Genomic DNA, 21,203 nt, shown 5'->3' with positions numbered 1-21,203 from the left:
CTGACAGCCCCGGTCCAACCCGCCGGGGCTGATTGCTCACTTGCGCCGCATTTCCACGACCGTTGGTTTGCCATCGACGTTGTCGAAGGTCACGGAAACTGCGTCGCCCTCCTTGAAATCCTTCAGCGATGCGCGTTCCTTGACGGGGAACGCCATGGTCATCGGGCCCATGCCGAGGTTGGCGATCGGTCCGTGCCTGAGCGTGACCTTGCCGGCCTGCGCATCGATCTTCTTGATCTCGGCTGCGACGGGTTGCGGCGCCTGCTGCGAGGGTGCGGACGGCTTCATGTCCATGCCGTCCATCGAGCCCGCTGCGAATGCGGCCGGCGTGGTGGTCAAGGCAAGGACGAGGGCGAGCGTCTTGATGGATTTCATTGCGGTTCCTTTTGCAGTGATGGGTGGACGGAAACAGGTTGAGGTCTGGTCTGGCGCCGGCGCATCAGCAAATACACCGCCGGCACCACGAAGAGCGAAAGCAATGGCGCGGTGAGCATGCCGCCCACCATCGGCGCGGCAATGCGCTGCATGACCTCGGAGCCGGTGCCATGCGACCACATGATCGGCACCAGGCCGGCCAGTATGACGGCGACGGTCATTGCCTTGGGGCGTACGCGCAGCACCGCGCCTTCCTGGATGGCTTCAAGCAGCGCGGACAGGCTGGCATCGCCCTGGTTCGCGCGCGCGGTCCATGCCTGCTTGAGGTAGAGCAGCATGATCACGCCGAATTCCGCCGCCACGCCCGCTAGCGCAATAAAGCCGACCACGCCGGCAACCGACAGGTTGTAGCCCAGCAGGTAGAGCAGCCAGAAGCCGCCGATCAGCGCCAGCGGCAGCGTGCCCATGATGAGCAGGGCTTCATCGAGACGGCCGAACACCAGGTACAGCAGCACGAAGATGATCAGCAGCGTGAACGGTACCACCACCTTCAGCTTTGCGGCGGCCCGCTCCAGGTATTCGAACTGCCCGGACCAGCTCAGCGAATAGCCGGCCGGCATCGGCACCGCTTTCGCGACGGCAGCCTGCATGTCCCGGACGGCCGAGCGCAGGTCACGCCCGCGGATGTCGACATACACCCAGCCCGACAGGCGCGCGTTTTCGCTGCGCAGCATCGGCGCTCCCTGCACCACCTGGATGCGCGCCACGTCGGACAGCACGATCTGCTGGCCCTTGTCGGTGACGATGGGCAGGCTGCGCAGTTGCTCCACCGAGTCGCGGTAGTCGCGCGGGTAGCGTACGTTGATCGGGAAGCGCGCCAGCCCGTCGACGACCTCGCCCACATTGTCGCCGCCGATGGCCGACGACACCACGCTCTGCACATCCGCGATGTTCAGCCCGTAGCGGCCCGCCGCCACGCGATCGATGTCGATATCGACATAGCGCCCGCCGCTCAGCCGCTCGGCCAGCGCCGACGTCACTCCCGGCACTGTCCTGACGGTTTCCTCGATGCGCGTTGCCAGGCGGTCGATTTCCTTCAGGTCCGCGCCCGCCACCTTGATGCCGACCGGGCTCTTGATGCCCGTGGCAAGCATGTCGATGCGGTTGCGGATCGGCGGCACCCAGATGTTGGACAGGCCCGGCACCTTGACCACGCGATCGAGCTCTTCCACCAGCTTGTCGGTGGTCATGCCGGCACGCCACTGGTCGCGCGGCTTGAACTGGATGGTGGTCTCGAACATCTCGAGGGGTGCCGGATCGGTCGCGGTATCGGCGCGGCCGGCCTTGCCGAACACGGTCGCCACCTCGGGCACGGTCCTGATCAGGCGGTCGGTCTGCTGCAGCAGCTGCGCCGCCTTGCCGGCGGAAAGGCCTGGCAATGCCGACGGCATATAGAGCAGGTCGCCCTCGTCGAGCGGCGGCATGAATTCGGCGCCGGTACGCAGCATCGGCCACGCCGTCGCGGCCAGCAGCACCGCGGCGATCGCAAGGGTGGTCTTCGGGTAGGCCAGCACCCGTGCCAGCACCGGCCGATAGGCGCGGATCAGCCATCGGTTCAGGGGGTTGGACTTCTCCGAAGGAATCCTGCCGCGGATCAGATAGCCCATCAGCACCGGCACCAGCGTCACCGACAGGCCCGCCGCCGCGGCCATGGAATAGGTCTTGGTAAAGGCCAGCGGCGAGAACAGCCGGCCCTCCTGCGCCTCCAGCGTAAAGACCGGGATAAACGACAGCGTGATGATCAGCAGCGAGAAGAACAGCGCCGGCCCGACCTCGGTGGCGGCCCGGCCGATCACGCCCCAGCGCTCGTCCCCTGCCAGCGCCCGGCCGGGGTTGTCGGCATGCCAGTGTTCCAGCTGCTTGTGCGCGTTCTCGATCATCACGACCGCGGCATCGACCATGGCGCCAATGGCGATGGCAATGCCGCCCAGCGACATGATGTTGGCATTGATGCCCTGGTAGCGCATCACCAAAAAGGCGGCCAGCACGCCCAGCGGCAGCGACACGATCGCCACCAGCGCGGAACGCAGGTGGAACAGGAACAGCAGGCACACCAGCGCGACCACGGCGAACTCTTCGGCCAACTTGTGCGTCAGGTTTTCCACCGCGCGCTTGATCAGCGCGGAGCGGTCGTAGGTGGTGACGATCTGCACACCGGCAGGCAGGCTCTTCTGCAGCGTGGCTAGCTTTGCCTTGACCGCCTCGATGGTTTCCAGCGCGTTCTTGCCTGAGCGCATCACGATCACGCCGCCGGTAACCTCGCCCTGGCCGTCAAGTTCGGCGATGCCGCGCCGCATCTCCGGCCCAAGCTGCACGACTGCGACATCGCCCAGCCGCACCGGAATGCCGGCATCGCTGGTCACCAGCGAGATCTGCCGGAAATCGTCGAGCGTCTTCAGGTAGCCGCTGGCGCGCACCATATACTCTGCCTCGCCCATTTCCAGCACCGACCCGCCGGCTTCCTGGTTGGCGCCCCTGAGCGCCGCCAGCACCTTGCCCTGCGACAGGTTGTAGGCGCGCATCCGGTCCGGCAGCAGCACCACCTGGTACTGCTTCACCATGCCGCCCAGCGAAGCGACCTCGGCCACATTGGGCAGCGATTTCAGTTCGAAGCGCAGGAACCAGTCCTGCAGCGCGCGCAACTGGCCGAGGTCATGCTGGCCGGTCTTGTCCACCAGCGCGTACTCGTAGATCCAGCCGACGCCGGTGGCATCCGGGCCCAGCGCCGGCCTGGCCGCGGCGGGCAGGCGGGACTGCACCTGGTTCAGGTATTCCAGCACGCGCGAGCGCGCCCAGTACAGGTCGGTGCCATCCTCGAACAGCACATAGACGAACGAATCGCCAAAGAAAGAGTAACCCCGGACCGTCCTGGCGCCGGGCACCGACAGCATGGTGGTGGTCAGCGGATACGTGACCTGGTTCTCGACGATCTGCGGCGCCTGGCCGGGGAAGGGCGTGCGGATGATCACCTGCACATCGGACAGGTCGGGCAGGGCGTCGAGCGGCGTGCTCCGCACCGCCCACAGGCCCCATGCGGTCAGCATCACCGTGGCCAGCAGGACCAGGATGCGGTGGCGGATCGAGGCGAGGATCAGGCGCGCGATCATGGCCTGGCTCCCTGGGCGGTGCCGGCGGGCTCGACTGACGACAGCATGGCCGCGCCGTCGCGGTCCAGGCGGAAGCGGAAGCGGATGCGGTCGCCAGGCTTCAGTCCCTTGGGCAGGCCTGTCGGCGGCGCGGCGAAATCCATGGTCATCGCACCCCACTGTGCCGACGGGATCGGGCCGTGCGAGATGGTCAGGCTCTCGCTGCCGTGCACGGCTTCGATGCGGCCTGTGCCTTCATGCTCGGTCGATGGTGCGGCAGGTGCGGAGGCCGCAGGCGGGGCGGACATGCGTTGCGCGCTGCCGCGCAGGCTGGCTTCCGAGTCGATCAGGAACTGGCCGGACGTGACCACTTTCTGTCCCGGCGCCAGTCCGTCCAGCACCTCGACCATGCCATCGGCCTCGCGGCCGGTCTTGATCTCGGTGGCAACGAACCCTGCCTGGCCGGCATCGACCATGACGATACTGCGCTGACCGGTGCGGATGACCGACTCCGACGGGATCAGCAACGCTTCCTTCTGCGCGCCACTGTCGAAGCCGACCGTGACAAACATGCCCGGCAGCAGGCGCCTGCCTGGGTTTGGCAGCACGATGCGGGCCTTGACGGTGCGGGTCGCCGGGTTGACGTCGGGAAGGATGGCGTCGACCTTGCCGCCAAGGGGGCTGGCCGTGCCGCCCTGCAGTACCGTGGCCGCCGCGCCGGGCCGGATGGTGCCGGCCTGGCCCTCTGGTACCTCGGCAATCACCCACACCTGGCTGAGATCAGCCAGGCGGAACAGCGTCATGCCCGGCGACACGGTCATGCCCTCGCGCACCGCCACCTCGGTCACGAGGCCATCGACCGGGCTGGCGATGGCAACACCGGGCTGCAGCTTGCCGGATCTTTCGACCGCACTGACCTGGCCCGGTGTCATGCCCGCCTGCAGCATGCGATTCCTGGCAGCACTGCGCAGGTCGCCCAGATGCTCGCTTGCTGCCATGCGCGACACGGCCAGGTATTCCTCTTGCGCCGCGATCCAGTCGGGCGAGTACAGGGTGACCAGCGCCTGTCCGCGCCGGACCGGGTCAAGGGTCGCGCGGACCGCGACGTGCTGCACAAAGGCGTTGGTGCGCGCCTGGATGACCTGCACGCTGCGTTCGTCGATGGCGACATTGCCGGGCACCTGCAGCATCGCGGCCAGCCGCCCAGGCTTTGCTTCGGCGGTGCGAATGCCGAGGTTTTGCGCGACATGGCTGTCGACGGTGACATTGCCGCCGCCGCCATCGTCCGCGTAGACCGGCACCAGTTGCATCTCCATGAAGGGCGACTTGCCCGGCTTGTCGAAGCGCTGGCCCGGCACCATGGGATCGTGCCAGTACAGGATCTTCCTGCCTGTCTTCGGGTCGATGTCGCCGGCCTTGAGCATGGTGGATTGCGCGCCAGCCGTGCTCGACGGTTGCGCAGTCTGTGTGCCGCGCGTGAACCCGAAGTGGTAAGCGCCGTAGAGGGCGATGCCGGCGACGACCAGCCCGGCTGCTGCTGCAATGATGTGCTTCTTCATTTTGCCTCCCTCACTGCGGCTTCGGTCTGGGCGGTCGGCAATGGCACCAGGTAGTTCAGGTCCGCCCACAGCTTCGCGGTCTTTGCCTCAAGCAGCAGGCGATCCATGGCGGTGTCGATGGCGCGATGGTTGGCTTCGGCGACGGCCGCCAAGCTGCCCGTGCTGGCGCGGTAAGCCGTCAGTGCCGCATCCGCCTGTGCCCGCGCGAGCGGCAAGGTCTTGTCGTCGTAGCGCCGCAGCCGGTCAAGGTTGCGCTGCAGCTCGGCCAGCCTGGCGCCGACCATGGCCTGGGTATTGCGCCGGATCACTTCCAGCCTGGCCCGCGCGTCGTTGGCCTGCGCCAGCCGCGCGCTGATTTCACGGTCCTGGCGGTTGCCCCGGTCCCACGGCAGCGGGAAGCTGACGTTGAGCGAGCCCATGTTCGAGTAGGCCGAGCCGCGCTGGCTGTACATCAGCTCGACCGTCACGTCCGGCTTGCGGGCTTCGGTTGCCACCTGGATTTCCGATTCGGCCAGCGCCACGTCGCGCTGCGCAGCCGACAGTTCGGGCACGGCCTCGAACTCGCCCCGGGCGAGTTGCCGGGCGCCTGGCGGCACTTCAAGCGGTGGCCGCTCCGACAGCGGGCGCCGCGCAGCGGCGCCGACCCAGCGCTCCAGGTTCAGCGTGGCCGTTGCCAGCGCGGCGCGGTTCTCGTCCTCGCGGTCGTGCAGCTTCTGGATTTCCAGCTCCATCGCCAGTACCTCCGCACGCGAGCCGCGCCCGCTGCGGTAGGCCGCGGTGGCGGCCTGCAGCGCCAGTTCAAGCGGATCGCCGTGATGGCCGAGCAGCACGCCGGCCTGCTCCGCATACCACCGGTCGAGCCAGGCATTGACCGCATTGCGCTGCACGCCTGCCAGCCCCAGCGCGCGCTGCGCGTCGGCAGCGGCGGCTTCGGCTTCGAAGCGCGCGGCCCTGGCGCGGCGCTTGTCCGCGCGCGTGAATTCCTGCATCACCGAGATCGAGCGCATGGTCATGGAATCCCGGCTCAGCGAGAACGCGTCCGAGCCGTTGACCGGCACGTTGTTGACGCCGAGCTTGACCACGGGATCCGGCAGGCGGCCGGCGGCGACCGCCATTTGCCCCGCGGCCTCCACGGCGCCGCGCGACGATTCGGCGTCGCCGGCATGGGCGCTCGCGATCGCGACGGCTTCCTCAAGGGAGAGGGACGGGGCGGATGGTCCGGGCGCGCCTTGCGGCGCAGCCAGGCCGATTGCGGGCGCGCTGAGCAGCGCCACGGTCAGGTGACGTAAAAAAAGCATAAAACCTCCAGGGACGACGACTGCTGCCCGCATGGAAGCAGGCAGCACCAGGTGACGTCGAGCCGGAGGCTAAGTCTGGAAACTGCAGTGAAGGACGGTGAGGGGAGGCGGTGCGCGCGCCTCAGCCTCGGCGCGCAGCGCAACGCGAACCTCCGCCAGGACCACGCGCGTTGGCTCAAGCACGCGCATCAGCACCGGCATGAAGGCCGGAAGCTGCGGCGAAGCATGGTCGGCGTTCTTGGAATCGGCCTGGCAATGCGCCAGGCAAAGCCCGCCCTGGTCAATGCCCTGCTGGGTGTCGCTGGCGGCCATATCGGCGCAGGATTCGGTCATCGCCGCCATCGTGCCGCTGTGTTCCGCCTGGTAGCGGCTGCCGGTACAGGCGTACGCCGCCACTGCCAGCTGGGCTGCCAGGAAGACAACGAGGAGGAAGCCGGCGAACCATGGCCGGCGATGCGATTTGCCCACGAGAGCGGTGCCTGTTTTGGCGACAATATATCAGTGTTCGGCGCCACCAGGCAGCATCGCTACTGCGGCAGCTTGCCGCACAGGTGGGCCGTTCGCGAACATAGCGAACGGCCTGATGCTGCACTTTCGCATGTTTGCCTGCAGCGGCAACGTTGCCGTCCTGTGACACGTCACGGTGCCGAAATATTCGTCGTGCATCCTCCCGCCAAAACCAACGGGGAGGAAATATGAGGCGTCTTTCAATACTGGCAGCCCCGCTGCTGGCGCTGGCCGTGGCGTCGTGCGGCAGCGATGATGACAACAATGCGCCGGTCACGCAGCCGCCGGCTGCCGGCAGCACCGCGCCCACGAAGAACGTCGTGTTCTTCCTTGGCGACGGCATGGGCATGACGACCATGACCGCGGCGCGGATCTACAAGGTCGGCGAGGATGGGGACCTGACCATGGACACGCTCCCCGAGAGCGGGTTTATCCGGACCTATTCGAACAACGCGCAGGTGACCGACAGCGCGCCGTCGATGGCGGCCTACATGACCGGCGTCAAAATGAACAACGAAGTCATCTCGATGACGCCGGAGACCAATGCCTTCGACGCCAGCGGCAAGGACTACCTGTCCGGCGCGGACAGCACCTGTCCGGCTTCCGGCAACGGCCAGAGCGTGCCGACGCTGCTCGAGCAGATGAAGGCGGCAGGCTACGGCACCGGCGTGGTCACCACCACCCGCATCACGCACGCAACCCCCGCCACGACCTACGCGCACGTGTGCCACCGCGACGCCGAGAACACCATCGCCGCGCAACTGGTGCCGAACGGCGCCGGCTACAACAGCGCGCTTGGCGATGGCGTCGATGTGATCTTCGGCGGCGGCCGCAAGCACTTCCAGAACAAGGCCGCGGGCGGCGCCCGCACCGACGGCCGCGACCTGGTTGGCGAACTGACCAAGGCCGGCTATACCTACGCTTCCAGCAAGGCCGAGTTCGACAAGATCGACGCCGCCAGCGCGAAGAAGGTGGCAGGGCTGTTCACGTCCAGCCATATGGCCTACGACCTGGACCGCGTGCCCGGCGATGAACCGAGCCTGGCGGAGATGACCGGCAAGGCCATCGACGTGCTTGCCGCGAAGAAGAAGGGCTTCTTCCTGATGGTGGAAGGCGGCCGCATCGACCACGCATTGCATGAAACCACCGCGCGCAAGGCGCTGCAGGACACCGTGGCCTTCGACACCGCGATCAAGACTGCGATCGACAAGCTCAACGTGATCGACCCGGGCCTGAAGAACACGCTGATCGTCGTCACCGCCGACCATGACCACACGCTGGTGCTGAACGGCTACGCCAAGCGCACCGGCCCCACCAGCGACAGCAACCCCGGCGTGCTGGGCCTGCTGAAGAACTACGTGACCGGCGCACTGTCCACGGACTCCGGCGGCAATCCCTTCACCATCATCGGTTTCGGCACCGGCGAGAACCGCCCGGCCACGCGCACCGCGCTGACCGATGCACAGGTCTACGACAAGAGCTATCACCAGGAAGCGGCGATCCCGATGGCGGCGGGTGGCGAGACCCATGGCGGCACCGATGTCTTTATCGGCGCACTGGGCAACGGCGCCGAATCCTTCACCGGTGTGATGGACAACACCGACGTGTTCGGCCTGATCAAGACGGCCATCGGCCTCTAAGCCACTATCGCTGACGGAATAACGCCATGAAACTCATCATTCGTACCGGCCTGTCCGCAGCCGCGGCTGCCTGCGCCTGCATTGCCTTCCCTGCGCAAGCCGCGGGCGAGGCCAAGAATGTCATCTTCTTCCTGGGCGACGGCATGGGCCCGACCACCGTCACCGCTTCGCGCATCTACAAGTATGGCGAGACCGGCAAGCTCAACATGGAGTCGCTCAAGCGCACCGCGCGCGTGAAGACGTATTCGAACGACGCGCAGACCACCGACAGCGCGCCGTCGATGGCGGCCTACATGACCGGCGTGAAGATGAACAACGAAGTCATCTCGATGTCGGCCGATACCAAGGCCAGCGACGGCACCGGCAAGGCCTATGTGACCAGCGCCGGTGACAGCACCTGTCCCAGCGGCAACGGCGCGCCGGTCGTGACCGTGCTGGAACTGGCCAAGGCCGCCGGCAAGTCGGTCGGCGCGGTGACCACCACGCGCGTGACCCACGCAACGCCGGCGGCCACTTTCTCGCACGTCTGCCACCGCGACGGCGAGAACAATATCGCCGCGCAGGCAACGCCCGGCAACGCCGGCTACAACACCGCGCTCAAGGACGGCCTGGACGTGCTGCTTGGCGGCGGCCGCCGCCAGTTCCTGCCCAGCGCCTCGGGTGGCAAGCGCACCGATGGCGTCGACCTGACCACGCAGTTCCCGGGCTACACCTACGTGACCACCGGCACCGCGTTCAAGGCCGTGGACCCGGCATCGACCAACAAGCTGCTCGGCCTGTTCAACATGGACCACCTCAACTACGAGCTGGACCGCGTCAAGAACAATGTCGACGAGCCCAGCCTGGCCGACATGACCGAGAAGGCCATCCGTATCCTGCAGAAGAACGGCAACGGCTATTTCCTGATGGTGGAGGGCGGCCGGATCGACCATGCGCTGCATGGCACCAACGCCAAGCGCGCGCTGGAAGACACGATCGCGTTTGACGATGCCATCAAGCGTGCGCTGTCGATGGTGGACCTGTCGAACACGATGATCGTGGTCACTGCCGACCACGACCATACGATGACGATCAACGGCTACTCGCATCGCGGCAACCCGATCCTGGGCACGGCAACGGACATCAAGACCAGGCAGCCGGCCACGGCGGCCGACGGCCTGCCTTACACCACGCTGGTGTTCGGCAACGGCGGCGGTCCGCGCAAGACCCCGCGCGACAACCCCGCGCTGGTGGACACCACGGCCGACGGCTACCTGCAGGAAGTTGGCGTCAACCTTGGCTCGCCGGGCTCGGAAACCCACGGCGGCGGCGATGTGATGCTGTTCTCGACGGGGCCGGGCAACGCCGCGCTCAAGGGCACCATCGACAACACCAAGGTGTTCAGCGTCGTGAAGTCCGCGCTGGGCCTGTGATGCCGGCCGCGGCCTTGCTGCACGACTGAGCACAGGGTCTTTTGATGCCATGCGCGCGCCGGTTGCCGGCGTGCGCATTTTCGCTTTCTGAACGGATTTCATGAAAACCAAGCAAGCCACTCCCGTCCTCGCACTGCTGCTGGTCTCGGCAGCTTTCACCGCCGTGGCGGCAGAGCCGTCCAGGGCCTCCGGCCCGCTGGCGCTGCGCGTGCAGCATGAGTTGTCGGCGCTCGGGGCCGACGGCGTGCGCCGCGACATCTACTTCACCGAACGTGTCTACCGCGAGGGCGGCACGGTCTGGATCGAGCGCGAGATCCCGCACGGGGCGCATGACGAAGCCGAACACGCCAAGGCAGACAAGGGCCACAAGCACATGGACATGTCGGCCGCGGCACGCTGGATCGAGCGGCAGCCGTCCGGCAAGCTGTCGGTGCGGCTGGTCAGCGACGCCATGCGCAAGACCTTCGAAGTCAGCCCGGCCGAATACGGCAACATCGGCTTCGACGGCTCATGGGCGACCGCCTACCACCTGCTGGATCCGGCAGCGCTCAAGACCATGAGCGTGAGCGGTCCTGCGCGCGGCGGTGTGCAGGAGTACCGCGCAAAGCGCGGCGATGAACAGGTGACGGTCCAGTGGGACGTGGCCGGCCAGTATCCGCGCCTGGTCCAGTCGCGCAATGCCAGCGGCACGCAGAAGAAGATCACGCGCGTGACCGCCGCTGCCTTGCCGCAACCCGCTCCGTGGAACCGCACCCGGCCCTATGCGAAAGGTGAGTACACGGATCTGATGGACTAGGACGCCGATGGCGACCTATCCCGCCTCGACCCGCGCGCAGTACGCCTCGATGGTCCGCTTCCATGCGGGCCGAGCCAGGCACCGGTCCCGATACGACGCGACTCCCGGATACGGCGCGATCAATCCCTGGTCCTTGATGCCAGAGAGGAGCACGTGCGCCATCAGGATGTCGGCAACAGTGAAATCCTTGGTCGCGACGAAGTCGCGGTCATCGAACCAGCGCTCCAGGTTCGTCAGCACCCGATTCACCCAGCCGACCAGGAACTCGCGGTGCTTGCCGCAGCTGCCATCCGCCGTCCAGTCGAGCACCATCAGGCTGAGCAGCGGCGGCTCGACCGAGTTCATCGCGGCGAAGCACCAGCGCACCACCTGCGCCTCGCCGGCGCGGTCGGCGGGGATCAGGCGGCCGGACTTCTTCGCCAGGTAGACGAGGATGGCGGCGGATTCGGACAGCACCAAGCCGTCGTCGTCGATCGACGGGATCTGTTCGAACGGGCTGAGCCGGCGATAGGCGTCGGTGCTCAGGTCGTGTGCAGGATGGTCCATGCCGGCCAGCTCGAACGGCAGTTGCATCTCTTCGAGCGCCCACAGCACGCGCAGGTCGCGGGTGTGGCCGCGCGCGCCAGCATTGACCTTCGAAAAGCCGTAGAGCTTGAGCATGGAGACGCTCCTTGGTTGAAGCTGCCGTGCTGCGAAGAGTTGCGACATTCTAACGCGGTGCCGGCAGCGCTTCGCAGGATCAGGCATTGCATCAATCCCATATTCCAGTATTGTAGAAATATGGAAGAGAATGATGTTGTCCGCTCCCTTGCTGCATTGGCCCACGGGCTGCGTCTCCAGGTCTTTCGGATGCTGGTCGTCGCCGGCCCGGGTGGCATGACACCCGGCGCGATGGTCGAGCGGCTGGGCGTGCCTGCGGCCACCTTGTCGTTCCACCTGAAGGAACTGGCGCACGCCGGCCTGGTGACGCAGGAGCGCGACGGACGCAACCTGATCTACCGCGCCGCTTTCGCGCATATGAATGCATTGCTCGGCTACCTGACCGCCAATTGCTGCGAAGGCGTCGAGGAAGCCGCGGTTTCCTGTCACTGCTGATGGAGATGTTCCGATGAAGCGCTTTCACGTTCACGTCCATGTCGACGACCTAGGCAAGAGTATTGCCTTCTATTCGAAGCTCTTTGCCGCTGAACCGACGCGAGTCGAGAGCGACTACGCCAAATGGATGCTCGAGGATCCGCGCATCAACTTCGCGATCTCCACGCGCGGCCAGGGGACGGGCGTCGACCATCTCGGTTTCCAGACCGATGACGCCGCCGAGCTTGCCGAACTGAAAGCGCGCGCCGAGGCGGCCGACATGGCGCTGCTGGACCAGGGTGAAACCACCTGCTGCTATGCGCGCAGCGAAAAGCACTGGGTCACCGATCCGCAGGGCATTGCCTGGGAGCACTTCCATACGCTGGGCAATGTCCCGGTATTCGGCGAAGGCAAGGCCGAAGCGGCGTCCGCCGAAGGCTCCGCCTGCTGTGCCCCGCGTGCCGCGCGCGGCAAGCCGATCGGGATTGCGGTGAACTCCAACTCGTCGTGCTGCTGAGCACGCTCTCTCCATGACCACCAACGTTCTGATCCTTTGCACCCATAACTCCGCCCGCAGCGTGCTGAGCGAAGGGATGCTCAACCATTGGGCCAGCAAGCTCGGCAAGGATGTGCGCGCCTTCAGCGCCGGCAGCGCACCGAGCGGGCGCCTGAACCCGTTCGCACTGGAAGCGCTGACCAATGCCGGCGTCGACGTGAGCGGCTATCGCAGCAAGAGCTGGGACGAATTTGTCGGCGACAACGCGCCGGAAATGCGGATCGTGATCACGGTCTGCGACAGCGCCGCGGCGGAACAGTGCCCGTATTGGCCGGGCAGCCCGGTCAAGGTGCACTGGGGCTATGCCGATCCGTCCAACGCCCTGGGCGGCGACGAAGGCAAGCGGCTGGCATTCGAGCTGACGCGCGAGGCCATTGGCTACCGCATGCTGCAACTGCTGGCGTTGCCGCTGCAAGGCATGAGCAATGCGCAGCTGCAGGACGCGCTCAACGCGATCGCGAAGAACTGAAGGCGCCGGAACTCCAATGAATCAGAACGCAACCACCCACGCCCCCATTTCGACGAAGCCCGCCATTGGCTTCTTTGAACGCTACCTGACCATCTGGGTGGCCCTGTGCATCGTCGTCGGGATTGCGCTGGGGCAGGCGATGCCGGGCGCGTTCCAGGCGATCGGCAGCATGGAGTACGCCCAGGTGAACCTGCCGGTCGGCATCCTCATCTGGATCATGATTATCCCGATGCTGCTGAAGATCGACTTCAGCGCACTGGGCCAGGTGAAATCCCACTGGCGCGGCATCGGTGTGACGCTGTTCATCAACTGGGCGGTCAAGCCGTTCTCGATGGCGCTGCTGGGCTGGCTGTTCGTGCGGCACCTGTTTGCGCCCATGCTGCCCGCCGAGCAGCTCGACAGCTATATCGCCGGGCTGATCCTGCTGGCTGCGGCGCCGTGCACGGCTATGGTGTTCGTGTGGAGCCAGCTCTGCAAGGGTGACCCGTATTTCACGCTGTCGCAGGTGGCGCTGAACGATGCCATCATGGTGGTGGCGTTCGCGCCGGTGGTGGCGTTGCTGCTTGGCCTGTCGTCGATCACGGTGCCGTGGGATACGCTGCTGACGTCGGTGGCGCTGTATATCGTGGTGCCGGTGGCGATTTCGCAGGTGCTGCGCAAGCTGCTGCTGAGCAAGGGCGTGGCGCATTTCCAGCGGGTCGTGGGCAAGCTCGGACCGTATTCAATCGCCGCGCTGCTGCTGACACTGGTGCTGCTGTTCGCCTTCCAGGGCCAGGCCATCATCGAGCAACCGCTGGTGATCGCGCTGCTGGCCGTGCCCATCCTGATCCAGGTGTTCCTGAACTCCGGCCTGGCGTATCTGCTGAACCGGAAACTGGGTGTGGCGCATTGCGTGGCGGGCCCGTCCTCGCTGATCGGCGCCAGCAATTTCTTCGAGCTGGCCGTGGCGACGGCCATCAGCCTGTTCGGCTTCAAGTCCGGGGCGGCGCTGGCAACGGTGGTCGGCGTGCTGATTGAAGTGCCGGTCATGCTGCTGGTGGTCAGCATCGTCAATCGGACCCAAGGCTGGTATGAAGCGGGGCGCAAGGCCTGACGCCCGCCCCAAGGCGCTCCGATCCCAGCGGCCGTGATGCTCAGGCCGCCATGGCTCAGGCCGCTTCGGACGAGACGCCGCGGCGTCTGGTGGCCGCCGGCTTGCATGCCACTTCCGGCACGCCGCAGCCCTGCGGATTGCCTTGGCAGCAATGTTCCGTCAGGAAGGCAATGAGCGCGTTCATCGTCTCGAATTGCGCCCGATAGATCACGAACTTGCCTTCCTGCGTATTCTTGATGAGACCCGCGTGGACCAGTTCTTTCAGATGGAAGGACAGCGTCGCGGGTGCGACACCCAGCGCTTCGCGGATTCGGCCCGCGCTGACGCCGCCCGGGCCGGCCTGGACCAGCAAGCGGAAGATCGCCAATCGGGAATCCTGGGCAAGTGCAGCGAGCGCTGCTACGGCGGTTTCATTCTTCATGGTTCGAACTGTAGAGGTACCGGCACGGCCCGCGCAAGTCAGGTGCTGCCGAATTCAACTATTCTGATTGGATCCTGCTTCCGGCGCCCGCCGCCGCCGCGGCTCCCGCTTCGGGGTCTTGTGGCGCCAACGATTCCTTCAAGGAGAACCACAATGCGTGTCATGGTGATGGTGAAGGCCACGAGCGAATCAGAATGCGGCAAGATGCCAAGCACGGAGTTGCTTGCGGCAATGGGCAAGTTCAATGAAGAACTCGTCAAGGCGGGCGTCATGCTTGCGGGCGAGGGCTTGCACCCTAGCGCAAGGGGAAAGCGGGTGCGCTTTTCGGGCGATCAGCGGACTGTGACGGACGGGCCGTTCCCGCAGACCAACGAACTCGTTGCCGGATTCTGGTTGTGGCAAGTCGAGTCAATGGATGAGGCTGTCGAATGGGTCAGGCGCTGCCCCAACCCCATGGAAAGCGAGTCCGAAATCGAAATTCGCCCGCTGTTCGAGGTCGAGGACTTCGGTGCTGAACTCACGCCAGAACTGCGGGAGCAGGACGAGCGGCTGCGCGCTGAAGTTGAAGGGCTTGCGAACAAGGCGCGCTGACGGCAGCACAAACGCACAGGGCGAGGCGGTTGCCTCGCCGCCCAACGCTGGTTCTTTCGGCGTTGTCCATCTCCACGGCATGGCGCACCGTAGACCTGGGTGTCCTCTTGCGGGGCGCGCCGAATGCAAAAGGTGTGCGCGTCCATCGACCCTAGTCATCTCTTCGGCGGCTGACCTCGCCCCTGAAGGCGACTTCTCATTGGCGGCCAACTGATCCTGGACCCAGGCGCGTTGGCCTTTGAGAACAGTCCCGTTGCTTTCTTGGCCTTGACCTTCCAACGATGGGAACCTCTAAGCTGGGGTCATCAGGCGTGACATGGACGTCCCACCGCGAATGGCCGTCGTCTTCGCATCATGAGCGTGTCATGAAGGTAAAAGGCACGCCGGATGACGCAGTGGATGCCCGGCCGGCAACTGAAGGAAGCAGCCAGGATGAACAGGACAAGCAACGAACGCGATGCAACCGAGCCTGGCCGCCACAGCGCCGGTGCACATGGCTCGACTCAGGACCAGTCCGGTCCTGTTCATCACGAGCATGCGCATCACCATGACCATGTTCATGAACCGGCTGGCACTGGCGCCGGGGCGGCGCAGCCAGCTGCCGAGGGAGCGATTTATACCTGTCCCATGCACCCGGAGATCCGCCAGGATCATCCGGGCAACTGCCCCAAGTGCGGCATGGCGCTGGAACCGTTGTTGCCGGAACTGGATGAAGGCGAGAATCCCGAGCTGGTGGATTTCCGTCACCGCTTCTGGTGGACGCTACCGCTCACCGGTGTGGTGTTCGTCATGGCCATGTTCGGGCATCGCCTTGGCTGGATGGAGGTGTCGACCCAGAGCTGGGTCGAGCTTGCGCTGGCTACGCCTGTGGTGCTGTGGGCGGGCTGGCCGTTCTTCGTGCGGTGTTTCCAGTCGATCGTCAACCGTAGTCCGAACATGTGGACGCTGATCGGAATCGGAACAGGTGCGGCCTATGTCTACAGCGTCATCGCGACCGTCATACCTGGCGCATTTCCGCAGGTGTTCGCCGAGCATGGCCGTATCGGTGTCTACTTCGAGGCAGCGGCGGTGATCATTTCCCTCACGCTGCTGGGTCAGTTGCTTGAACTCAAGGCCCGCTCCCAGACTTCCGCCGCCATCAAGTCGCTGCTGGGACTGGCGCCCAAGACGGCGCGGCGTATCGGTCCCGACGGCGCCGAAGAGGACGTGCCGCTCGCCAATGTCCACGTGGGCGACCTGCTGCGCGTGCGGCCCGGCGAGAAGGTGCCGGTCGATGGCGTGGTAACGGAAGGCACCAGCGCGGTCGACGAATCGATGATCACTGGCGAGCCCATTCCGACCACCAAGCGCGTCGGCGACCGCGTCATCGGCGCCACGATGAACACTTCGGGCAGCCTTGTCATCCAATCCGAAAAGGTCGGCTCCCAGACCGTGCTGTCCCAGATTGTCCAGATGGTGGCGCAAGCGCAGCGATCGAAGGCACCGATGCAGCGGATGGCCGACCAGGTTGCCGGCGTCTTCGTCGTCGGTGTCATCGGCATTGCGGTGCTGACCTTTGTCGCGTGGGGACTCTTCGGCCCCGAGCCGAGCTGGGTGTTCGGGCTGATCAATGCGGTCGCGGTGTTGATCATCGCATGTCCGTGCGCGCTGGGTCTCGCCACGCCGATGTCCATCATGGTTGCAAGCGGGAAGGGCGCTTCCAACGGCGTGCTGTTCCGCGACGCCGCTGCAATCGAGAACCTGCGCAAGGTCGATACCCTGATTGTCGACAAGACCGGGACGCTCACCGAGGGTCGGCCGGCTCTTGAGCGCGCGATCGGCACCAATGGCCATGCCGAGGAGGACGTGCTGCGGTTGGCTGCCAGCCTGGATCAGGGCAGCGAACATCCTCTGGCTGCCGCGATTGTTGCAGCAGCCCGTGAGCGCGGCCTGCAGTTGGAAAAGCCGGAGGGCTTCGAATCGAGTTCCGGGATCGGGGTAAGAGGCAAGCTGGGCGGCAGGAAGGTCGCGATCGGAAACACGGCGCTCATGGAAGCCGAAGGCGTTCCCATCGATCGGCAAGTGGCGCAGGCTGATGCGCTGCGTGCGCAAGGCGCCAGCGTCATGTATCTCGCCATCGAAGGCAAGCTTGCCGGCCTGCTCGCCGTCTCGGATCCGGTCAAGGCCACCACGCCGGAGGCGCTGGCGCATCTCAGGGAAGAAGGTATCCGTGTGGTGATGGCGACCGGCGACGGGATTGCGACGGCGAAGGCGGTGGCCGGGAAACTTGGCATTGACGAGTTCCACGGCGAGGTGAAGCCGGCGGACAAGCTTGAACTTGTCAGTTCGCTGCAACAGGCAGGCGCGGTGGTGGCGATGGCGGGCGACGGCATTAACGACGCGCCGGCGCTGGCGAAGGCGGACGTCGGTATTGCCATGGGCACGGGCACCGATGTCGCGATGAACAGCGCTCAGGTCACGCTGGTCAAGGGGGATTTGCGCGGCATTGCCCGTGCCCGGAAACTCTCGCAAGCGACCATTCGAAACATGAAGCAGAACCTCGGTTTTGCGTTCGCTTATAACGCCTTGGGCGTTCCGCTGGCGGCGGGCGTTCTGTATCCAATGACAGGCCTGTTGTTGTCGCCCATGATTGCGGCGCTGGCGATGAGCCTGAGTTCTGCCTCGGTCATTACCAATGCGCTGCGGCTCAGGAAGGCTGCTACGTGAGGCGTGCCGGCAGTTCTGGGGTGAAGTGGGCCCTACACATGTCATGCAAATGTCATGCATTGCAACATTTCTGCGTAAGCACATGTAAATATAGAGGCGTATAAAGCACTTTTATTGTCATGTTTTAAAGACTTTTTGGGTATGTACCTAGGGATTGAATTAGAAGAAAGCCTCTAGGATTCGCACTCGGATGCTGCGCTGCAGGATTGGTGGCGCTGCCAATCCGGAAGCCAAACCGAGGCGGATTCACGTTGCAAACCTGTTGCGCGAATCCGTTCGATCAATCCACAGGAGATTTTGCATGTCCCCTTTTATGCCCGAGCAATTTGCTGCAGCGCAAAAGTCCAGTCTGAACCAACTGTTCGCGCTGACGAACATGGCTTTTGACGGCTTCCAGAAGTTGACCGAGTTGAACCTGCAGGCAGTCCGGACGACGCTTGCCGAAGGCCAGGGCAATATCGAAGCGGTGCTGGCCGGAAAGGACCTGCGTGAAGTGTTCGCCGTGCAGGGCAATCTGGCACAGCCTGCCGCGGAGAAGGCGGTTGCATATGCACGCCATGTGTACGAAATCGCATCGACCACGCAGGTGGAACTGACCAAGGCAGTCGAGGGCCAGTACGAACAGCACAACCGCAATGTGCAAGCCTTCGTTGACAACTTCGTGAAGAACGCGCCGGCCGGGTCTGAAGCGATCACCGCGCTGCTGCAATCGAGCGTTGCAGCCGCCAGCAGCACCTTTCAATCCTTCCAGGACGCCGCCAAGCAGACGGCTGAAGCCGCCAAGGCCAACTTTGCCAAGACCGCCGCAGCCGCCTCCGGCGCGGCCCAGCAGGCGGCGCCCCGCGCTTCCAAGCAGTAACGGCGTGCGGCTGGCCAAGCAGGCCAGGCCAGCGCGCTGAACATAGATCGCAGGCTTGCAGGCCAGGGGCATCAGCTGTCCTGGCTTGCAGCACTGCGACGCCAATCTTCCCGCATCGGCATACAAGCTGGGCCCGGAGTCATCCAGCCCGGCTCGCCCTCGCTTTGTTCGCGCCAGGGCAGCGGGAATGTGCTCGGGACAATCAGGCAAGAGCCCGTCCCGGCAAGGCAGGGGTCTTTCAACTTTACGAGAATGAAGCAGGCAGGATGATGAAGAGAATTGCACTGGTAACAGGTGGTATGGGTGGGCTGGGAGAAGCCATCAGCATCAAGCTGCACGACGCAGGCTATGCGGTGGTGGTGACGCACTCGCCGGGCAATGCGACCGCCCAGGACTGGCTTGCCGCGATGGCCGCCAGCGGCCGCGAGATGCGCGCCTACGAGGTGGATGTATCCGACTACGATGCCTGCCAGGCTTGCGCCGCGCAGATCCTGGCTGACGTAGGCCGCGTGGATATCCTGGTGAACAACGCCGGCATTACCCGCGACATGGCCTTCAAGAAGATGGACAAGCCGAACTGGGACGCCGTGATGCGGACCAATCTCGACTCGGTATTCAATCTCACCAAGCCGCTTTGCGAAGGCATGGTCGAACGCGGCTGGGGACGCATCATCAACATCTCGTCGGTCAACGCATCCAAGGGCGCCTTCGGACAGACCAACTATGCCGCCGCCAAGGCCGGGATGCACGGCTTCACCAAGTCGCTGGCGCTGGAAGTGGCAAGGAAGGGAGTGACCGTCAACACCGTCTCTCCGGGCTACCTTGCCACCAAGATGGTCAACGCCGTGCCCAAGGAAATCATGGAGACCAAGATCCTGCCGCAGATTCCGGTCGGCCGCGTCGGCAAGCCGGAAGAAGTCGCAGCGCTGGTTGCCTACCTGTGCTCGGAGGAAGCGGCCTACGTGACCGGGTCCAATATCGCCATCAACGGCGGGCAGCACATGCAGTAAGGGCGCTGGGCCAGGCGCCGCCAGGTGAATGCGCGGCCGTAGGCCCCCGCCCCCCGGTAACTGAGGCTTATGCCTCAGTTACTTCTTCTCCGGCATGGCTGACGAGTGATGGCTTGTAATCAGCCATTGCTTGCCATCCCAGTGATAGGTGTAGGTATAGCGGGCCTTCACCACGGTTCCCGTTCGTGCGAAGGTGAAGGTGTAGAGCTCGGAATCCACGGCGGAATTGCATCTCAGTTCAATGCTGCGGAAGTCGATCTTCCCGGATGGACCGTCTTGCAGGAAGTGATGGAAATAGTCTTCTTTCTCCGCGACGGTCAAGCGGGGCTTGTTGGATACCGTCGGCAGAAGAATGGACCGTTGCGCATAGTTGGCCACCACCTTGTGTGGATCGCCTGTCTGCAGTGACCGGTTCCATCGATCAAACAACGCCGCAATCTCCTGCTCCGACGTCACCTTGCAGCTTTCCGTGCGCGATGCCTGCGCCGTGCCTGGCGTGCCCTGGTTCATGGCGCATCCCGCAAGCACGAACGCCAGGGCAGCAATGCGAAATAGCTTCATGGCAGGGCTCCTCAGGTTAGGGGGCGCGAGAGCCAGGGGACACTGCCTGAAGTATGGTACATCCCGCAAGCGTTACCTACCCCGCTTGCTTGCGGAATGCCCAGCGCCCGGCCAGCACCGTGAAACTTGCCACCAGCGCCACCAGTACCCAAAAGCCGTGCGGGTGTTCGGCCAGCGGAATGCCGCCCACATTCATGCCGAAAAAACCGGCCACGATATTGATCGGAAGCGCCAGTACTGTCACCAGCGTCAGCGTGAACAGCGTGCGGTTGGTTTGCTCGTTGAGCTTGGCGGCAATTTCTTCCTGCAACAGCTTGATGCGTTCGACCAGCGCCGCCAGGTCGTTGAGCACCAGCGAGAATTCCTCGGTCGATTCACGCAACTCCTGCAGGTCCGATTCCTGCAGCCAGGCCGGCGGCCGGTTCAGTAGCCGGAACAGGGCGCCGGGCTCGGGCGCCAGCAGCCGTTGCAGCCGCACCAGCCCGCGCCGCATCGAACCCAGGTCGGCGCGGTTGCCTTGCAGGCGCTGCGACAGCAACTGGTCTTCGATCTGGTCGACGTTCACACCGGTCTCGCGCACGATCTGCACCAGCACGTCGGCCTGGTCACGCAGCAGGTGCACCACAAGGTCCAGTGGCGAGCGGAAGGCCTCGCCGCGCCGCACCGCCTCGCGCAGCCGGTCCACGGAACGCAGCGGCCTGGCGCGGGCCGTCACCAGCAGGCGGTGGTCGGCATGGGCCCAGAGCGTGGAGATATCCGTCGAGGTGACGCCGAAGTTGTAGATCACGTCGTTGACCACGGCCAGCAGGGCGGCGTCGAGGCGCTCGATCCGCGTCGAGCGCGAACCTTGCCGCAGGGCCTCGAAGAATTCGTCAGGCAGGGCCAGCTGGCCCTTCATCCAGCGCTCGCACGCGCTGTGCGACAGGTTGAAATGCAGCCACAGGAACGGGCGATGGTGCACGGCGTCCGGCGGTTCTGACGGCATCTGCTGCAGCCATGCCGCCGCGGCACGGGAATCGATCTCGCGCACCGGCCCGCCGGGTTCGAACAAGAAACCGCTGACCAGACCGACCGGGTCCGACCCATAGCCGGCCTCGACAATGCCCGCTTGCATGCAAACGCCCTCCACA

Annotated in this window: 20 protein-coding genes; 11 read left to right on the top strand and 9 right to left on the bottom strand. The window is 65.0% G+C overall.

Features of this window, described 5'->3' with window-relative positions; genetic code table 11:
• Window positions 1–36: 36 nt before the first annotated feature.
• The 5 genes from AC3WVS_RS06830 to AC3WVS_RS06810 all read right to left on the bottom strand — a co-directional run bounded on the left by AC3WVS_RS06830 (window position 37) and on the right by AC3WVS_RS06810 (window position 6,846).
• Window positions 37–375 carry a copper-binding protein gene (locus AC3WVS_RS06830; RefSeq protein WP_492317931.1) on the bottom strand — a complete coding sequence of 113 codons (339 nt, stop codon included), beginning with the start codon at window positions 373–375 and terminating at the stop codon, window positions 37–39.
• On the bottom strand, window positions 372–3,542 hold the full coding sequence (locus AC3WVS_RS06825; RefSeq protein WP_492317930.1) for an efflux RND transporter permease subunit: 3,171 nt from the start codon (window positions 3,540–3,542) through the stop codon (window positions 372–374). The genes AC3WVS_RS06830 and AC3WVS_RS06825 overlap by 4 nt, the downstream gene beginning before the upstream one ends.
• The gene (locus AC3WVS_RS06820; RefSeq protein ID WP_492317929.1) at window positions 3,539–5,080 is read right to left on the bottom strand and encodes an efflux RND transporter periplasmic adaptor subunit; all 1,542 of its coding nucleotides are present in this window, start codon (window positions 5,078–5,080) and stop codon (window positions 3,539–3,541) included. Before AC3WVS_RS06820 ends, AC3WVS_RS06825 begins: the two co-directional genes overlap by 4 nt.
• Window positions 5,077–6,378 carry a TolC family protein gene (locus tag AC3WVS_RS06815; protein WP_492317928.1) on the bottom strand — a complete coding sequence of 434 codons (1,302 nt, stop codon included), beginning with the start codon at window positions 6,376–6,378 and terminating at the stop codon, window positions 5,077–5,079. Before AC3WVS_RS06815 ends, AC3WVS_RS06820 begins: the two co-directional genes overlap by 4 nt.
• A gap of 69 nt (window positions 6,379–6,447) precedes the next feature.
• A complete protein-coding gene (locus tag AC3WVS_RS06810) occupies window positions 6,448–6,846 on the bottom strand; it encodes a hypothetical protein (RefSeq protein ID WP_492317927.1) in 399 nt (132 codons plus the stop codon).
• Between the two features lie 227 nt (window positions 6,847–7,073).
• On the opposite strand from AC3WVS_RS06810, the gene AC3WVS_RS06805 reads away from it, so the two are divergent.
• The 3 genes from AC3WVS_RS06805 to AC3WVS_RS06795 all read left to right on the top strand — a co-directional run bounded on the left by AC3WVS_RS06805 (window position 7,074) and on the right by AC3WVS_RS06795 (window position 10,733).
• On the top strand, window positions 7,074–8,525 hold the full coding sequence (locus AC3WVS_RS06805; RefSeq protein ID WP_492317926.1) for an alkaline phosphatase: 1,452 nt from the start codon (window positions 7,074–7,076) through the stop codon (window positions 8,523–8,525).
• 26 nt (window positions 8,526–8,551) lie between these two features.
• Window positions 8,552–9,937: an alkaline phosphatase gene (locus AC3WVS_RS06800; protein ID WP_492317925.1), complete on the top strand. Its 1,386-nt coding sequence runs from the start codon at window positions 8,552–8,554 to the stop codon at window positions 9,935–9,937.
• Between the two features lie 100 nt (window positions 9,938–10,037).
• Window positions 10,038–10,733, top strand: coding sequence for a hypothetical protein (locus AC3WVS_RS06795; protein ID WP_492317924.1), 696 nt, complete (start codon window positions 10,038–10,040; stop codon window positions 10,731–10,733).
• A 15-nt stretch (window positions 10,734–10,748) separates the two neighbouring features.
• Here AC3WVS_RS06795 and AC3WVS_RS06790 read toward each other — a convergent pair whose 3' ends face one another.
• Window positions 10,749–11,393, bottom strand: coding sequence for a glutathione S-transferase family protein (locus AC3WVS_RS06790; protein WP_492317923.1), 645 nt, complete (start codon window positions 11,391–11,393; stop codon window positions 10,749–10,751).
• A gap of 120 nt (window positions 11,394–11,513) precedes the next feature.
• Here AC3WVS_RS06790 and AC3WVS_RS06785 point away from each other — a divergent pair, with 120 nt between their 5' ends.
• Genes AC3WVS_RS06785 through arsB form a run of 4 tightly spaced genes read left to right on the top strand, consistent with a single transcriptional unit; the run spans window position 11,514 to window position 13,925 of the window.
• Window positions 11,514–11,828: an ArsR/SmtB family transcription factor gene (locus AC3WVS_RS06785; RefSeq protein ID WP_013957060.1), complete on the top strand. Its 315-nt coding sequence runs from the start codon at window positions 11,514–11,516 to the stop codon at window positions 11,826–11,828.
• Between the two features lie 13 nt (window positions 11,829–11,841).
• On the top strand, window positions 11,842–12,324 hold the full coding sequence (locus tag AC3WVS_RS06780; protein ID WP_492317922.1) for an ArsI/CadI family heavy metal resistance metalloenzyme: 483 nt from the start codon (window positions 11,842–11,844) through the stop codon (window positions 12,322–12,324).
• 13 nt (window positions 12,325–12,337) lie between these two features.
• On the top strand, window positions 12,338–12,832 hold the full coding sequence (locus AC3WVS_RS06775; RefSeq protein WP_492317921.1) for an arsenate reductase ArsC: 495 nt from the start codon (window positions 12,338–12,340) through the stop codon (window positions 12,830–12,832).
• Between the two features lie 16 nt (window positions 12,833–12,848).
• A complete protein-coding gene (arsB, locus tag AC3WVS_RS06770) occupies window positions 12,849–13,925 on the top strand; it encodes an ACR3 family arsenite efflux transporter (protein ID WP_492317920.1) in 1,077 nt (358 codons plus the stop codon).
• Window positions 13,926–13,980: 55 nt separating this feature from the next.
• Here the strand turns inward: arsB and AC3WVS_RS06765 are convergent, their stop codons facing one another.
• A complete protein-coding gene (locus AC3WVS_RS06765; RefSeq protein WP_492317919.1) occupies window positions 13,981–14,346 on the bottom strand; it encodes an ArsR/SmtB family transcription factor in 366 nt (121 codons plus the stop codon).
• Between the two features lie 153 nt (window positions 14,347–14,499).
• On the opposite strand from AC3WVS_RS06765, the gene AC3WVS_RS06760 reads away from it, so the two are divergent.
• From AC3WVS_RS06760 to phbB, 4 genes are all read left to right on the top strand, one after another.
• Window positions 14,500–14,937 carry a YciI family protein gene (locus tag AC3WVS_RS06760; RefSeq protein ID WP_492317918.1) on the top strand — a complete coding sequence of 146 codons (438 nt, stop codon included), beginning with the start codon at window positions 14,500–14,502 and terminating at the stop codon, window positions 14,935–14,937.
• 627 nt (window positions 14,938–15,564) lie between these two features.
• Window positions 15,565–17,643, top strand: a complete 2,079-nt coding sequence (locus tag AC3WVS_RS06755; RefSeq protein ID WP_492317950.1) for a copper-transporting P-type ATPase — start codon at window positions 15,565–15,567, stop codon at window positions 17,641–17,643.
• Window positions 17,644–17,944: 301 nt separating this feature from the next.
• Window positions 17,945–18,502 (top strand): TIGR01841 family phasin PhaP3, encoded by a 558-nt coding sequence (phaP3, locus tag AC3WVS_RS06750; RefSeq protein WP_492317949.1) that lies wholly within the window; start codon window positions 17,945–17,947, stop codon window positions 18,500–18,502.
• Window positions 18,503–18,768: 266 nt separating this feature from the next.
• Window positions 18,769–19,512, top strand: coding sequence for an acetoacetyl-CoA reductase (gene phbB, locus AC3WVS_RS06745; protein WP_035828351.1), 744 nt, complete (start codon window positions 18,769–18,771; stop codon window positions 19,510–19,512).
• 78 nt (window positions 19,513–19,590) lie between these two features.
• Here phbB and AC3WVS_RS06740 read toward each other — a convergent pair whose 3' ends face one another.
• Both AC3WVS_RS06740 and AC3WVS_RS06735 read right to left on the bottom strand, forming a co-directional pair.
• Window positions 19,591–20,073: a DUF4440 domain-containing protein gene (locus AC3WVS_RS06740; RefSeq protein WP_492317917.1), complete on the bottom strand. Its 483-nt coding sequence runs from the start codon at window positions 20,071–20,073 to the stop codon at window positions 19,591–19,593.
• 76 nt (window positions 20,074–20,149) lie between these two features.
• On the bottom strand, window positions 20,150–21,187 hold the full coding sequence (locus AC3WVS_RS06735; protein WP_492317916.1) for a transporter: 1,038 nt from the start codon (window positions 21,185–21,187) through the stop codon (window positions 20,150–20,152).
• Between the last annotated feature and the right edge of the window lie 16 nt (window positions 21,188–21,203).

The sequence above is a fragment of the Cupriavidus sp. CPT47-8839-RL05A genome, assembly GCF_058792255.1.
This window is presented reverse-complemented; position numbering and strand designations above follow the sequence as displayed.

Excerpts from the sequence above, each read along its gene's own strand:
- AC3WVS_RS06780 (WP_492317922.1), top strand. The coding sequence starts at position 11,842 with ATGAAGCGCTTTCACGTTCACGTCCATGTCGACGACCTAGGCAAGAGT.
- AC3WVS_RS06775 (WP_492317921.1), top strand. The coding sequence starts at position 12,338 with ATGACCACCAACGTTCTGATCCTTTGCACCCATAACTCCGCCCGCAGC.
- AC3WVS_RS06785 (WP_013957060.1), top strand. The coding sequence starts at position 11,514 with ATGGAAGAGAATGATGTTGTCCGCTCCCTTGCTGCATTGGCCCACGGG.
- AC3WVS_RS06815 (WP_492317928.1), bottom strand. The coding sequence starts at position 6,378 with ATGCTTTTTTTACGTCACCTGACCGTGGCGCTGCTCAGCGCGCCCGCA.
- phaP3 (WP_492317949.1), top strand. The coding sequence starts at position 17,945 with ATGTCCCCTTTTATGCCCGAGCAATTTGCTGCAGCGCAAAAGTCCAGT.
- AC3WVS_RS06735 (WP_492317916.1), bottom strand. The coding sequence starts at position 21,187 with ATGCAAGCGGGCATTGTCGAGGCCGGCTATGGGTCGGACCCGGTCGGT.
- AC3WVS_RS06790 (WP_492317923.1), bottom strand. The coding sequence starts at position 11,393 with ATGCTCAAGCTCTACGGCTTTTCGAAGGTCAATGCTGGCGCGCGCGGC.
- arsB (WP_492317920.1), top strand. The coding sequence starts at position 12,849 with ATGAATCAGAACGCAACCACCCACGCCCCCATTTCGACGAAGCCCGCC.
- AC3WVS_RS06825 (WP_492317930.1), bottom strand. The coding sequence starts at position 3,542 with ATGATCGCGCGCCTGATCCTCGCCTCGATCCGCCACCGCATCCTGGTC.
- AC3WVS_RS06805 (WP_492317926.1), top strand. The coding sequence starts at position 7,074 with ATGAGGCGTCTTTCAATACTGGCAGCCCCGCTGCTGGCGCTGGCCGTG.
- AC3WVS_RS06795 (WP_492317924.1), top strand. The coding sequence starts at position 10,038 with ATGAAAACCAAGCAAGCCACTCCCGTCCTCGCACTGCTGCTGGTCTCG.
- AC3WVS_RS06820 (WP_492317929.1), bottom strand. The coding sequence starts at position 5,080 with ATGAAGAAGCACATCATTGCAGCAGCAGCCGGGCTGGTCGTCGCCGGC.
- AC3WVS_RS06800 (WP_492317925.1), top strand. The coding sequence starts at position 8,552 with ATGAAACTCATCATTCGTACCGGCCTGTCCGCAGCCGCGGCTGCCTGC.
- AC3WVS_RS06765 (WP_492317919.1), bottom strand. The coding sequence starts at position 14,346 with ATGAAGAATGAAACCGCCGTAGCAGCGCTCGCTGCACTTGCCCAGGAT.
- phbB (WP_035828351.1), top strand. The coding sequence starts at position 18,769 with ATGATGAAGAGAATTGCACTGGTAACAGGTGGTATGGGTGGGCTGGGA.
- AC3WVS_RS06830 (WP_492317931.1), bottom strand. The coding sequence starts at position 375 with ATGAAATCCATCAAGACGCTCGCCCTCGTCCTTGCCTTGACCACCACG.
- AC3WVS_RS06740 (WP_492317917.1), bottom strand. The coding sequence starts at position 20,073 with ATGAAGCTATTTCGCATTGCTGCCCTGGCGTTCGTGCTTGCGGGATGC.
- AC3WVS_RS06760 (WP_492317918.1), top strand. The coding sequence starts at position 14,500 with ATGCGTGTCATGGTGATGGTGAAGGCCACGAGCGAATCAGAATGCGGC.
- AC3WVS_RS06755 (WP_492317950.1), top strand. The coding sequence starts at position 15,565 with ATGCACCCGGAGATCCGCCAGGATCATCCGGGCAACTGCCCCAAGTGC.